Source organism: Streptomyces paludis, from assembly GCF_003344965.1.
Taxonomy (GTDB): Bacteria; Actinomycetota; Actinomycetes; order Streptomycetales; family Streptomycetaceae; genus Streptomyces; species Streptomyces paludis.
In genome coordinates, this window is record NZ_CP031194.1 from 3,102,159 (window position 1) to 3,115,099 (window position 12,941).

Genomic DNA, 12,941 nt, shown 5'->3' on the forward strand with positions numbered 1-12,941 from the left:
TTGATTCACGTTTTCTCATTCGATCCCAAGCGACAATGCCAACAATAAACATGAGCGCGCCGAGGGATCCTTGAACGTCGGGAGTAAATCCATGCAAACGGAAGAATACGTACTCCTACTCGGAGCGGACCAGTATCTCCGCGAACGAGCCTTCTCGGGAGCAAAACAGGCCGTTGATCTCCCCGTCTGGGCAGCCACGGAAGACCCCGTGCGCAAACCGAACCGCACGTTCGACAACATGCTGTCCGCCGATCCCAAGGACTCTGATTCCCTACTGAGGGCCATCCACGAACAATCCGCACAGGGTTGGCACCCCAGGATGATCATTCCGCTCAACGACTGGACCGTGGATTCCGCGAACACCGTGAACCGCGCCCTCGGACTGGGCGGACTGGACGCCACGACGGTGACCAATGCCCGAAACAAGTACGCGATGAAGCAGACATTTCTGGCCGCCGGCGTCCAGGCGCCTGACTCCCGACTCGTGCAGTCAGAGCAGGAGTTGCTCGACGCCATTGAGTCCGTCGGTCTGCCCGTGGTCATCAAGCCGTACGACTTCGGCGGCAGCGGCGGGGTCGTCCTGGCCACCACACGCGAGGAGGCGGTCGCCGGTCTCGCGGAGTCGAAGGCCGTCATCGCGCAGTACGGATCGTCGTTCAACATCCTCGGCGACAAGTACCTCGTCGAGCAGTTCATCGACTCCGACGAAGAGGTGTCAGTCGAGGTACTCTGCGGCGCCGGCCGCGCACAGGTGCTCGCCGTGACCGAGAAGTACCTGTCCCCCCGCCCTTGGTTCGCCGAGGTCGCGCACCTAGTGCCGAGCCACCGCACCGGAGACCCGGTGCTGACCGACCTCGCAGTACGGGCCTGTACCGCGCTGGGCATCGATCGGGGTCTTGCTCATGTGGAGATCAAGTTCGACCCGGACGGGACGGCCTGGGTGATCGAGGTGGCCGCCCGGCCGGGCGGCGACGGGATCATGGACCAGGTCGAGAGGGTGTACTCGCTGAACCCTTATCGGCTGCACGTCGGCTCGTATCTCGGCTCCGATCTTCTTGACGTCGTCGTCGGTGCGGTGCCCACCAGAACCTCGGCGATCGCGTTCCTCAAGGCCGCGCCCGGCAGGATCCAGGACATCCTCGACGGGAAACCGCTGCCGCCCGAGGTGCGGAGCATCAACATCAGTGCCAAGCAAGGGGATCTCTCACAGGCCGCCAAGAACTGGAGCACCAGGGAGGGCCTTGTGGAATTGGAATGGGACGAATTGTTCAGCGAGAAGACCCTGCTACCGGTGACCATGGCGAACGAGTTGTCCGACCAGATCTTCGTGAGCGGTGAGACGGTCAGCGAGTGACGCGGTACACCCTCTACTCCGGTCTCTACCGGTTCTTCAACGGAGTGGTGCTGCTGCTCCTGAACTGGCACATCGCCTCCTCGCAAGGGGGCGGCTATGACGCACTCGCCATCTCGACGGCGCTCTCCTTCGTACCCGCCGTCTTCGTTCCGCCGTTGATCCGCTTCTGTCCGATCGCCGGCGGAGCCAGGATGACCGCCGCAGGGCTCTCCGGGGTCTCCCTGACCCTGCTCCTGATGGCGGCCGTCTACGACCACGTGCACGTGGTCGTAGCCCTGAACTTCGTTCTGTGGATCTTCTTCTTCTTCCTGGAATCAACCTGGGAGATTTGGTTCAACGACGAAGCGTCGGGGCTCGACGACGTCGTCCTGCGCAAGCACAGTTCGCTGACGATGACCGTCAACCAGGTCGCGCTCATGGTCGGCCCGCTGTTCGCCCCGCTGTTCACTCGCGTGATCCGGGCCGAGTGGGTAGTGGTCGTCTGCGCCGTCCTCTTCGCCGCTGTCGCGGTCATGAGTCTGGGATCACACCGGACCGCCACCTCCACGGAGCAGACGCCGCAGGAGGCCGGGCCGAAAAGCCAGGGCAGCCTCAGTATCATGTACCTCCTCGCCTTCATGCTCGTCTGGCCCATCCTGGGAACGTTCAATCTCATGCTGCCGTTGCAGGCCCTTGCCAACGGCGAGAGCATGCTCGCCGTCGGAATCATGGACATGTTCCTCGGCATCGGAATGGCTGTCGCAGGAACCTTCCTGCATCGTCTGACGAAGAGCCTGGGGTCCTGGGTGCTGGTGGGAGCCGCTCTTGCCGTGGCCGCGGCGATGGCGCTCTGGCTCTCCGTCCCGGTGTTCGGAGCGCCGCAGATGGTCGCCATCTTCGCCCTCGGATGCGCCTTCGGCTCCATGAGAGTGCTCCTTCGCGCGGAGGCGGCTTCGGCTTTCTCGCCACGACAGGTCGGTGCGATCGTGGCGAACGCCAACGCCTCCTCACTCGTGCTGTTGGCCGCGGTCCTGGCGTGCGGAAGGTACTTCTCCACCCACATCTGGCTGGCCCCGTTCGCACTGACACTGCTGCTTGTCCTCGCGTTCCACGGAATTCGCAAGGTCCAGAGCAGTCGACTCATACCGATCGAGGTGTCCGAATGACAGTGCTCACCGATTCCCGAGGCGTTCCGCATCTTGTCGACCAGCCGTCGGACATGGAGCTCGTCGAGAGTGCGATCGTGCAACTGGTCTCCATGAAACTGGACCACGAACGATGTCGTCCGTCCGCTCGGCCCACCCCGCCCGTCGCACTCCAGCTGATGCTCGCCGTAGACCTTCTGAGCTCCATGGAGCGGCCGGCGGTCATGCAGGCCGCGACAATCCACGCCTCCCTCCTCGAGACCGGCCTGGCCGAGCCCCGGACCATTGCAATGCTCTCCGCCATCGGTTCCTGGGCTGAGGGAGATCTGATCGCCGCCCGAGACAGCTTCCAGAGCATCGTCGACACGTATCCCGGGGATGCCGTGTCGGTCTTCACCGTGCACATGCTGGACTTCTACCTCGGCGACGCACCGCACATGCTGGCGTCGACGGCGGAGGCCATCGAGGTCTTCACGGCCGATGACCCGGTCATCGGCTACCTGAACGGGCTGTACGCGTTCGCACTTGAGGAGAACGGCCTGATCCCGGCCGCGATCGAACGCTGTCGGACCGCCCTCGCACTCAACCCCGACGACATCTACGCGATGCACGCGATGGTGCACTGCCTCTACGAGACAGGTCGCCACGAGGAGGGCTCCCGGTACATCCGGGAGTACATGCGCGGCCGGAACGGCTCGACCCCCATGCGTATCCACATCTGGTGGCACTACGCGTTGTTCGAGCTCTACGCCGACAACATCAAGGAAGTACTGGCGTGTTACCGCGTCGGCATCCGCAGGAAGACGTCACTGCGGTCGGCCGAGGACCTCGACGCCGTCACGCTCCTCTGGCGTCTCGCCCTCGTCCGACCGTCGCTGGACCTCTCCGCCTACTGGCGGTCACTCTTCCAGGACTGGGAGCCCTACCTGGAGGAGAGCTGGTATCTCTTCAACGACTTCCACGCGTACATCACCTACTGCCAGGTCGGGGAATACGGCCGTGCCGACTCGCTTCTGGCAGCGGCCCGGGCACGCGACAAGGAGTTGTCCGAGGAAATGGTCGACATATTCCTCGGCTTCCGGTCCTTCACCACTGGCGACTACGCCGACGCCTCGGCCCGGCTGGCCGGCTCGTTCCGTCGTGCGTTTCCGATGGGTGGCAGCAACGCTCAGCGCGACGTCATCGAGCTCACCGGAATCGAAGCCGCTCTTCGCTGCCAGAACTACGAAGTCGCGCGGGACATTCGCGACTTCGGCCGGATCTTCCGGCATCAGGGCCCGGTAGTCCAGGCGTACGAAGACCGTCTGGCGGCTCTGCGCACATCCGAACACCACACGCAGCACGACACACAGGGGGTACTGAAGTGAGCTACTACCAGGCGATTCTCGACGAAGCCACGCCCGAGGGTACGCAGCTGGCCGAGATCAAACTCGCCGACCGAACCACCGTCTGGCAGCTGGACAGCTCGTCCGGCTTCGCCGCCAAGGTGACCCGGGGACGAGCAGCGCTCTTCATATGTGAGAAGACCGCCGCGCTCACACTGGACACGCTGAAGGAGTGTTGTGCGCCCTTCGGGGTCGGCGAGCCGGTCGAGTGCGACGAGTCGCAGTACATTCTTGCGATCGGGCTGCTCGACGACACCACGCTCATGGTGCTGGGCGCGGCGACGGACGTCACGGCCTCGCCGGCAGAGTTCTCGCCCACCAGCGACGACGTACGGAGCATCGTCGGCTCGATCGGCGACTACTACTACGGCTACGAGGACCGCTACCGAACCGTGTACGAGAACGGCGCTGAGCTGTGGGAGTCGGCGGAGCCGAACGCCTCACTCCTCCAGATACTCCGGGAGCGACCGGACGTCTTCTCCGGACAGATCATCGACCTGGGATGCGGTGAGGGACGCGACTCCCTGTACCTGTTGTCGCAGGGACACGACGTCGTCTCGGTCGATGTGTCGCACTCGGCTCTGACTCGCGCGCGTGAGCTGGCCACCGCCGCCAACCTGGATACCTCGGGGTTCGTGGAGCGCGACATCATCTATCTTCGCGGCTTCGGTGAGAGCAGCTTCGACCTCGCCATGAACATGGGCTGCCTCCACATGCTTGTCGACGAGGAGCAGCGCGGCAGTCACATCTCCCGTGTCTTCGACATCCTTCGCCCAGGCGGTCACTTCATCGTGGACCACTGCGCGAGCGAGTGGGGGAAGGGCTTCTTCTCCATTCCGGACTACACAGAGGTCGCTGACGAACTGGTCCCGGGCCGGGTGATCTCCAGAAGGATCCGGGTCGCGGACGGCGAGAAGAACATCGGCCTGGAGGTACTCCCCTTCTCGGAACGGTCCGGTGACGCCTTGGCCGCGGAGATCAGCCGGTACGGCTTCAGCCTGGTGAGCACCACGCGCACCGACACCGAGGCGTTCGGATCCTCGACGATGCTCCTGTTCCAGAAGCCGGAGGGCAGGGAGCGGACTTCCTGATCCAACGTCGATTGCCTGCGGCGGCCTTTCGGTTCCCTCCGAGAATCAGGAACCGGAAGGCCGCCGCTTTCGGTCACGGCTGGCAGAGCGCCATACACAGTTAGCACACCGGCTGAGAACCTTATTCCCATGAATACACCACCGGACGGACTGCCCATCTACCGCGTTGTGACTGGCCCGGACGACGCCGCCTTCTGCCATCGAGTGAGCGAGGCCATCGACCTCGGCTACACACTGCACGAAGGCCCCGCCATCACCTTCAACGGCGAGAACGTCGTCGTCGCCCAGGCACTGGTCTGGCGAGCGCTGCCGTAGCGGTCCACCGAGCAACTGTTGTCGTGGCCGGCCCGTGACACGAGAAGACCCTTCAACCCAAGCCCTCACCCCCAGGGCTCTGTGGTTGTCGCGGTCGGCCCGAAGCCGCCGGTATGCGCCCGATACCCCAAGTCAGCCAGGGTGGGGAGCTCGTGATGCGCGATGAGATACGCCTGCAGGCACGGCTTCCAGTGATCATGGAGTGTCGAATTCGCTGATAACCAAAACGTAAGTCCGTGCCGCTGCGCCAGCATCACTCATCCCTGCCGGGCTGGACCAACTCGTGGGTCGTGATCTGGCCTGACCCGAGGAGCTTCCCGGCCTGCTGGCTCGGCTGTCCCGCCTACCCGACCCGCGTCATCGCCGGGGGCCGCCGTCACCCGCTGCCACACCGCACTCGGCGGCCAGCTACCCATCACCCGCGTCAACAACCTGCGGGTCAACACACCTAGCGAGGTTACTGAGGTTGTAGGCGTGGTGTCGTCAGTGTGAGGCCGGTCCCGGTGAGGCATCCGTCGATGATGTCGCTGCGGTATTGGATCTGGCGGAGGCCGTGCCGTAGCTGGCGGATGAGGTGGTCGGGGTCGGTGAAGGCGGTGTTGGCCTGGGTTGTCCGACGGAGTACTGACCAGATGCCTTCGACGGGGTTGAGGTCGGGTGCGTAGGGCGGCAGGTGGTGGGCGGTGATCCAGTCCTGTGCGTCGATGAAGGCCCGCATGCGGCGGTCTTTGTGGACGTTCAGGTTGTCCCGTATGAGGACGATGGGTCCGTCGAGCTGCTGGTGGGCGGCGATGAGGAGGTCGCGGTACTCGGTCCGGGCGAAGCTCTTGCGGCCGCCGCTCTTGTGGTCGGTATGCCGTTTGGGCCGGTGGATCAGGCGGGAGCGTTCGCCGGGCTGGTAGCAGCACAGGGCTGCCACGGAGAAGCGACGCCGGGAACGGCCCCGGACGCGGATGACCGGGGTGGATCCGCGTCTGCCCCACGTGCGTGAGGTCGGCGGCGTCATCGAGAATCCGGCCTCGTCCTCGAAGACGGTCCAGGCCCCGAGCGCCGCCGCGGTGGTTCCAGGTGCGGCCACACCTCCTTCACCCGGCCGGCGACGGCTGCCTCGTCGCGCTCGACGGCACGACGGGCCGGAACCTGATGGCTCCAGTCACGGCGCCGCAGCATCTGGGAGATCCCCGACAGCGTCATGGACTTGTGGAACCGTCGGCCGATCAACGTCTTGATCCGGGCGAGCGTCCACCGCTGGTCCGGCCAGCCGTGAGCGACCGGTCCCTTGGCCAACTCCTCCTCGAGCACCGCGAACAGTCGGTCATTCAGCTTCGGACGGGACACCGGGCCGCGGGAACGGACCGCGTCCTGGCCGGCCTCCCGCCAGGACCGCCGCCACCGCTGAACCGACCGGACGCTGACCCGTAACTCCTTCGCGATCTCCGTACTGCCACGTCCGTCGGCGAACATGGCGACCGCTTCCATCCGGACCCGCTCGCGAAATGCTTGCCTCTCCGCGGTCAGACCCCCACCCTGCGGATACCTCACACCCTCCGGCATACCGCGACGACCACCAACCGTCAGCCCCTACGACAAGACGACTTCAAGGTCAGTAACTAGGACCAAAGTGGAGACGAGCATGGCGGTGGTGCCGCCGTCTTCTCCTCGGCCGAGCGCGCCTCCGGCCTGGATGATGCCCCGGGCCGCCGAGCGGATCGCCCGGGTGTCGGCGCGTTCGGCTCGGACGTGGCTGCGGGTGGCCCGTTCGAAGGAGCGGGCGGCGGCGCCAAGTTCGGCGCGGGTGGTGGCCGGGGAGGTCTGGGCGACGGCGTCCAGGAGTTCGCCGACTCCGACGAGTTGGGCTGCGGCTTCGTCGTCGTCGCTGTCCAAGAGGACTGCGGCGCGCTCGGCGATCCCGGTCGCGGTGCGTCGCCCCTGTGCGGGAGGCGACCAGTTCGACCGGCCGCTGTCTGCTTCCGGCAGCAGGGCCTCGTCGGGGGTTCCGTCGGCGAGGCGGCGCTGGATCCTGGGATAGGAGAGGTCGGGGGCCAGGGTCGAGCCCGCGAACCAGACCGGCTCGCGGTCGCGGTTGCGGTCTCCGGGCAGCGCGACCGTGTAGCCGAGGACGTCTCCGGAGGGGGCGTGCCGGAGCTTGACGCGCAGGCCAGCCTCGCGAAGGCAGGTGAAGAACTCGGCTTCGCTGGCGGCTCCGGCGACGGCTTCGCGCAGCGTCTCGCGCGGTGTCTCGGGTCGGCCGACCCTCTCCGCTTTGAAGCGCTCGGCACTGGTGGGCGTCTTGGCTCCGGTGCCGTCGCCGGGCTTGAGCCGGCGCAGGCCCATCTCCTGTTCGATGCGACGGCATTCGGCCTGGGCCTTCTTGAAGTCGTAGTTCATCCTCGGGCGCCGCAGGGCACCTCGGACCATGGTGGCGAGGATGTGGATGTGGTCGTCGGCGTGGCGTACCGCGCCCCAGCGGCAGCCGTCGGGATCGCCCTCGGGCGCGAGGTTGACGGCGTGGACCAGGCGGCGGGCGCCGATGTTCCACTCGTCGTCGGTCAGGGTCCGGTCGCCGGGGTCGGTACGGACCGAGAAGTGCCAGACGTGCTGGGCCGACGCCTTGTCGCCGGCCTGCTTGACCCGCAGGTCCAGGGCCGCGGCAAGCCGGGCCAGGGTGACCTTAGGGTCGGGGTCGGGGCTGGTGTCACGGCCGGGGTCGGGGGCGAAGCCGTCCCAACTGCCGACGAGGTGGGGGGCGGTGTGCTCGTCGCGCTTGCCGGGGCCGTACAGGTAGACGAGCAGGCCGTGGGTGCGCGAGCCGCGTCGGATCTTGGGGACCATCAGAGGCGCTTCTTCACCAGGGTGTCGGCCGCGTCGTCCACGCGGGCCAGGACGCGGTTCACGGTCGTCAGGGCGCGGTTGAGTTCGCCGGGACGGGGCTGTCCGCCTGCGTTGTAGACGAAGGCGATCTGGTTGATGTTGTTGCCGACACGGGAGATAGCGGTGCGCAGAGCGGCCAGCTCGTCGATGGCGGCGTCGAGCTGTTCGTTGGTGTGCACGGTGGTCGAACCGCGGGCTGCTGAGAGGCCGGCGGCGGCGAGGAATCGGGCGACGGTGACGGCGCGCTGGTGGGCGGCGGCGGTGATCTCGGTCTTCTCGGAGTCGGAGAGGCGGGTGGTGGTCTTGTGCGTGCGTTGGCTCGGGTTGCGGGTGCGGCGGCGCGGCGCGCGGTCGGGGAACGCGGGCACGCTGGGGCTCGGCTGCTCGCGCGGGGCGCGGTTGTCGGTGTCTCCTCCTGTGGCCGGCGCCCCCTGGTGCCGGGTGTCCGGTTGGTCCCCGTGCGCCCTCGCTCGGGGACCAGCCGGGCTTCCCCCGCCCTCTGGGGCGGGGGCAAGTGCGTACGACGGGCCGTAGGACCGTCGTACGCGACAACTTGCTCCGCCAGGAGCCGTCGTGGGGTCACGCTGCTGACCGACGGTGGTGACCACCGGATCGTTGGCCGTCACCGGCTCGACTCCGGATTTTCCTGCCGCAGTTCGCGGACGAGTTCCTCTATCCAGTCCATGGCCAGGACCGGGTGGTGGAGGGTCCAGGGGCGGCTTTCCCGGGTTCGCTGCACGATCCAGGTGTTGTCGGGGCCGGGCTGGGCCCGGTGCAGGTGGCCGCGCTGGTGCAGGACGGTCAGCCAGGAGTTGACCTCGGCGGGTGTGACCGCGTGGGTGCGCATGGGGTTGCTCTCCGCTTCGCTTCGGAAGGATGTGGGGCGCGTGTCCGGGGGCGGGTGACCGGCCGTGGTGTCCGGCGCGGGCACCCGCCTCGTGCTGTCCTGTCAGTTCCGGGTGGAGGTGACCGGCTGTCCGTGCTGTTCGCGGAGCTGGGCCATCAGGGCGGTCAGGGTGTCGCTGGACAGCGGTATCTGCTGACCCCGGATCGCCTGGGCGACCACCTTCCGGGTCAGCTTGTCCTCGGCCCTGACCGCTGACCGGGCGATCTTCAGCAGCTCCTCGGTGTCCGGGTCACTCCGCCGGTCACTGGCTGTCCGGGCGTCCCGGTCAGTGAACGGCGGCGGAGTGACCGGCCGGTCGGTGTCCGGCGCGTGGCCGTCCAGGTTGCCGGTGACCGGCTCGGTGCCGACCGCGCGGTCAGTGACCGGCGGCGCAGCATGCGGCTGTCCGGGCAGGTCAGGGGCCTCGTGCGGCTGTTCGCGGTCACCAGTGGCCGGGCTGCTGTCCGCCGGAGCGCCGTCCTCGGTCAGTGACCGAGCGCTCCGGGACTGCTTGTCCAGGGGCAGTCGAGGCCGGTCGGTCAGGGCAGTGACCGGCTGCCCGGCGTTGACCTGACCGGGCTGCGGCGCCTGCTGACCGGCCCGGTCAGTCCGGGTGACCGCGATGCCCTCGGGCCGGTCAGCCTGACCGAGGTCCTCCCGGTCGCTCTCCTTGACCGGGCCCCGGGCGATCAGGATGTAGAGGTGGACCGCTCCGGCCAGGGCGAGGGGGGCGATGGTGGACAGCACGGCGACCACCGTGTCCCCGAGCCGGAGCCCGGTGCCGGCGACCGCTTCGTCGTTGAGCCGGACCGCGTGGAGGGCGTTGGCCCAGATGCTCGCGGCGGTGGCCGTGCCGAAGAGCGTCCAGACATAGAGCCGGGCACGCAGCGGCGCGTCACGCAGGACCAGGAGCGCCCGTATGCCGTACGCGATGAACCCGTCGATCACCAGCGGGAAGAGGTAAGTGAGGAGACCACGGACGTGGATGGCGACGGCCATCTGCTGAAGGGCGTCGTACGACAACGCGCATCCCGCGCCGCCCAGCGCGATGACGACCGCGCGGTCCCAGCCGGAAATGTGCGCCGCCACCGGCGCGCTCGCGGTGTTCACGCCGCCGTCCCGAAGTCGTCGCGGACCAAGTGCTCGCCGCTGGCCTCGGGTAGCAGGGCGGTGTCTGAGGGCTGGTCCAGGTCCCGGTTGCGCAGGGCGCGGCGGAGTTCGCGGTAGAGCTTCTGGGCGTGCTCCTCGGTGATCTTCAGGAGCCAGGCCAGGCGCTGCTCACTCACCCCGTGGCGGTAGGCGGCGCGGACGACCGCGCGGCGCTCGGCCTTGGTGAGGTGGACGTCGCGCCCGGCGATCGTGTCGTTGACGCGGCTGTAGTCGAGACGTTGGGCGAGCTTCTCGTGCAGCGGCCCGCGCTCCTCCTCGGTCAGTCCGCCCCGGATGCCGTCGGTGGTGCCGGCTTCCAGCGCGGCGTCCAGGCAGGCGCGGCGGACCGGGCACTGGCCGCACAGGGCCTTCGCGGCAGCGATCTTGTCGGTCTCGTCGGGCTCCGGGAAGAAGATCTCAGGGTCCACCGGGTTGTACTCGGTGCTCTGGCAGACGGCGTCGGCCTGCCAGGTGTGGTCGCCGAGGAGGCGGTGGCGGGCAGGGCTGATCGTCGTGGCGGTCATGCGGGTTGCTCCGATCGCTCTCCGCGCAGGGGAATCGGCGGAGAGGTGCGCTGGGTCGGGAAGGTGCTCGGGCGGCGCGCGGAGGACGCGGCCCGGCGTGGCGGCCTGTGGCAGGGTCAGGCGGCGGCGCGGTGGCGTCTGCGGTCGACCTCGTCGAACTCGACCCGGGTGGTCATCTGCGCGAGCCGGGAGGCGACGCGGTCGCCGAGGTAGGCCCGGAAGTCCCTGATCGCCAGGTTGGTGGTGATCAGGGTCGGGAGTTCGAAGTTGTACCGGCGGTTGATCAGCCGGTACGTGATCTCCTCGGTCCACTCGCTGGCCTTGGCCGCGCCGAGGTCGTCGATGATCAGGAGCGGGCACCGACTGACGGCCGCCAGCGCACGCTCGCTGTCGACCCCGGGCCGGGGCCGCAGGTCGGCGTAAAGATCGGCGGCGGTGGTCGCGCGCCAGCGCACGCCGACTCCGCTCTGCACCAGTCGCCGGACCGCCCCGTACGCCTGGTGCGTCTTGCCCGCGCCGACGACCCCGGCCATCAGCAGGCTGGGGCCGGTGGTGACCTGCCGCCGGGCTCCCCCGCTGGGGGCGACGGCTGCCGAGGCGACGTCACGGGCCCAGGCCAGGACTTGAGGATGGTCGGCGACGGCGGCCTGGTAGCGCGGCGGCACCCCCGCCAGCAGGGCCTCCAGCGGAGAGAACGGCTCGGGCTCGTCGACGAGGGCGGCGACGGCGGCCGGGTCGATGCTGCGGGCGGCCAGGATCCGGGCCATCCGGTCCAGGGCGCCCCCGCCGCCGAGGGTCTGCGGCTCGCGGTTACGGGTGCGCATCACAGCTCCTCGGCATAGGCGGCAGCAGCGTCGACAGGGTTGGTCCACGCCTGATGAGCAGGCACGGTAGGCCGCATTCCCGGCCGCGCCAAACCGCCGGACCGTACGTTCATCGCGTCGTTCACCAGGCTCGGCAGACGACTGGGATGGCCCTGGATCTCCGAGAAACGCCGCAGCCCGGCGCGGACATGCTCCGGGGCGATGCCCTCGCCGAGGAGCTTCTTGATGATGCGGCCGAGATGCCCGAGCACATCTCCCGGCGGTCGCTCATCGCACGAGGCCGCGTACTCGCCGATGAGGTCGCCTGCCGAGACGGTGACGCCGGGCTCTGTGCGCCCCGTAGGGAAAGAAGATCCAGGATCCAAGATCCTAGATCCAGGCGCCGAGCCCTCCCCGAGACTTCGGGGAAGGTTCGGGGAGCCCTCGGCGAATGCGCCCTGACCTGCACTTTTCGCGTCCGCGTGGCCAGGGGCGCCGGTTATGCCATCGAAGGCGTGCTGCTGGAGGGCGGGATCCTGGGCTGCGTGGCCGTGAGGTGTCACGGCGGGCTGCGCGGGCAGATCGAGGGCTCGGGGAGCGTTCGGCGAAACCTCGGCGAGCCCTCGGGGAGGAGTGGGCGACGCCTCGATGCGCTTGGCGCAGGTCCCCTTGCAAGGGCCGCACCGGTCCACCGACTGGTGCTGCGGGCAGGAGGGCAGCCGGGACTGGCTCGGCTTGTCGATCTTCTGATGCTCGGACCAGGTCACGATGTGGAGGTACCGGCGGCCATCACAGCCGGTGTACCGGCAAATCAGACCCGCGTTCGCCAGCTGGTGGAGGTCGTCCTCGACGTGGACCGAGGTGTGCTCGGCGCGCAGGGGCCAGAGAAGCCCGGCGATGATCGCGGCGTTGTCACGGTGACGGCCGTGGTCGTCGGCCTGGGTGAGCAGACCGAAGAAGGTCCGCTCGGCCTCGACGCTCACCTCGGCGAGCGACTCGGAGAAGAACGCCTCCGGCTTGATGGTCCGAATCCGCGCCATGTCAGCGGCCCCGACCGGCGGCGACCAAGTCGCTGCGGGTGAGGGTGGCGTCGGCGAGGTGGAAGGTGTGCGGTCGCGTCCAGTCCGCCTCCGGCCAGACCCGGAGGATCCAGCGGGCCGCGACCCTGGCGCTGGTGCGGCCCAACTCCATCGTCTTCCCGGTCTCGTCCTTGACGACGGCGTGCAGGTGGGGCCACGTCTGCTGCGGGTCGGTGAGGCTGACCCGGATGGTGGCCGCGCCCGGGATCATGTCGGCGAGCTGGACGGCGAGGCGGCGCTGGCGGCCGGTGTCCGGGCAGGCCGGAATTCCGCTCGGCGTGGCGAGCATGCGATACTCCGTTGTTCGTAGGAACGCGGTGCGGCGGTCTCGTGCAAGAAGCCCTGCCACCCGCGTGATGT

General features: G+C 68.1%; 13 protein-coding genes and 1 pseudogene. 5 read left to right on the plus strand and 9 right to left on the minus strand.

Annotation, left to right across the window (positions count from 1 at the left end; all coding sequences use genetic code 11):
* The first annotated feature begins 208 nt into the window (after positions 1-208).
* From DVK44_RS13605 to DVK44_RS13625, 5 genes are all read left to right on the plus strand, one after another.
* Positions 209-1,354, plus strand: a complete 1,146-nt coding sequence (locus DVK44_RS13605) for an ATP-grasp domain-containing protein (RefSeq protein ID WP_228447120.1) — start codon at positions 209-211, stop codon at positions 1,352-1,354.
* Positions 1,351-2,499, plus strand: a complete 1,149-nt coding sequence (locus DVK44_RS13610; protein ID WP_114659925.1) for an MFS transporter — start codon at positions 1,351-1,353, stop codon at positions 2,497-2,499. Before DVK44_RS13605 ends, DVK44_RS13610 begins: the two co-directional genes overlap by 4 nt.
* Positions 2,496-3,845 (plus strand): hypothetical protein, encoded by a 1,350-nt coding sequence (locus DVK44_RS13615; protein WP_114659926.1) that lies wholly within the window; start codon positions 2,496-2,498, stop codon positions 3,843-3,845. The genes DVK44_RS13610 and DVK44_RS13615 overlap by 4 nt, the downstream gene beginning before the upstream one ends.
* Entirely contained in the window at positions 3,842-4,954 is a 1,113-nt protein-coding gene (locus tag DVK44_RS37045; RefSeq protein ID WP_228447121.1) for a class I SAM-dependent methyltransferase, read from the plus strand. Before DVK44_RS13615 ends, DVK44_RS37045 begins: the two co-directional genes overlap by 4 nt.
* A 129-nt stretch (positions 4,955-5,083) precedes the next feature.
* Positions 5,084-5,269, plus strand: a complete 186-nt coding sequence (locus DVK44_RS13625; RefSeq protein WP_114659927.1) for a DUF1737 domain-containing protein — start codon at positions 5,084-5,086, stop codon at positions 5,267-5,269.
* Between the two features lie 457 nt (positions 5,270-5,726).
* On the opposite strand, the gene DVK44_RS38030 is transcribed toward DVK44_RS13625, so the two are convergent.
* From DVK44_RS38030 to DVK44_RS13675, 9 genes and pseudogenes are all read right to left on the minus strand, one after another.
* Positions 5,727-6,811 (minus strand): IS630 family transposase gene (locus DVK44_RS38030; RefSeq protein ID WP_456243357.1). Its coding sequence is split into 2 segments (ribosomal slippage): positions 5,727-6,365 and positions 6,368-6,811, totalling 1,083 coding nucleotides; the frame shifts between segments, so codons are not numbered across the junction.
* Positions 6,812-6,874: 63 nt separating this feature from the next.
* A pseudogene (locus DVK44_RS13640) lies at positions 6,875-8,101 on the minus strand (relaxase/mobilization nuclease domain-containing protein); the annotation flags it as partial.
* Positions 8,101-8,508 (minus strand): plasmid mobilization protein, encoded by a 408-nt coding sequence (locus tag DVK44_RS37050; RefSeq protein ID WP_228447122.1) that lies wholly within the window; start codon positions 8,506-8,508, stop codon positions 8,101-8,103. The gene DVK44_RS37050 and the pseudogene DVK44_RS13640, both read right to left, overlap by 1 nt.
* Positions 8,509-8,762: 254 nt before the next feature.
* Positions 8,763-8,987 carry a hypothetical protein gene (locus DVK44_RS13650; protein WP_114659930.1) on the minus strand — a complete coding sequence of 75 codons (225 nt, stop codon included), beginning with the start codon at positions 8,985-8,987 and terminating at the stop codon, positions 8,763-8,765.
* 102 nt (positions 8,988-9,089) lie between these two features.
* On the minus strand, positions 9,090-10,136 hold the full coding sequence (locus tag DVK44_RS13655) for a DUF2637 domain-containing protein (RefSeq protein ID WP_114659931.1): 1,047 nt from the start codon (positions 10,134-10,136) through the stop codon (positions 9,090-9,092).
* Complete coding sequence (locus tag DVK44_RS13660) at positions 10,133-10,699, minus strand: WhiB family transcriptional regulator (protein ID WP_114659932.1); 567 nt, start codon at positions 10,697-10,699, stop codon at positions 10,133-10,135. The genes DVK44_RS13655 and DVK44_RS13660 overlap by 4 nt, the downstream gene beginning before the upstream one ends.
* A 116-nt stretch (positions 10,700-10,815) precedes the next feature.
* Complete coding sequence (locus DVK44_RS13665) at positions 10,816-11,523, minus strand: ATP-binding protein (RefSeq protein WP_114659933.1); 708 nt, start codon at positions 11,521-11,523, stop codon at positions 10,816-10,818.
* The gene (locus tag DVK44_RS13670) at positions 11,523-12,542 is read right to left on the minus strand and encodes a hypothetical protein (protein WP_114659934.1); all 1,020 of its coding nucleotides are present in this window, start codon (positions 12,540-12,542) and stop codon (positions 11,523-11,525) included. The genes DVK44_RS13665 and DVK44_RS13670 overlap by 1 nt, the downstream gene beginning before the upstream one ends.
* Before the next feature lies 1 nt (position 12,543).
* Positions 12,544-12,870: a transcriptional regulator gene (locus tag DVK44_RS13675; RefSeq protein ID WP_114659935.1), complete on the minus strand. Its 327-nt coding sequence runs from the start codon at positions 12,868-12,870 to the stop codon at positions 12,544-12,546.
* Positions 12,871-12,941 lie beyond the last annotated feature (71 nt).

What these genes read in the sequence shown, in the direction of transcription:
- DVK44_RS13665 (WP_114659933.1), bottom strand. Translation starts at nt 11,523, where the DNA reads ATGCGCACCCGTAACCGCGAGCCGCAGACCCTCGGCGGCGGGGGCGCC.
- DVK44_RS13625 (WP_114659927.1), top strand. Translation starts at nt 5,084, where the DNA reads ATGAATACACCACCGGACGGACTGCCCATCTACCGCGTTGTGACTGGC.
- DVK44_RS13615 (WP_114659926.1), top strand. Translation starts at nt 2,496, where the DNA reads ATGACAGTGCTCACCGATTCCCGAGGCGTTCCGCATCTTGTCGACCAG.
- DVK44_RS13660 (WP_114659932.1), bottom strand. Translation starts at nt 10,699, where the DNA reads ATGACCGCCACGACGATCAGCCCTGCCCGCCACCGCCTCCTCGGCGAC.
- DVK44_RS13675 (WP_114659935.1), bottom strand. Translation starts at nt 12,870, where the DNA reads ATGCTCGCCACGCCGAGCGGAATTCCGGCCTGCCCGGACACCGGCCGC.
- DVK44_RS13670 (WP_114659934.1), bottom strand. Translation starts at nt 12,542, where the DNA reads ATGGCGCGGATTCGGACCATCAAGCCGGAGGCGTTCTTCTCCGAGTCG.
- DVK44_RS13650 (WP_114659930.1), bottom strand. Translation starts at nt 8,987, where the DNA reads ATGCGCACCCACGCGGTCACACCCGCCGAGGTCAACTCCTGGCTGACC.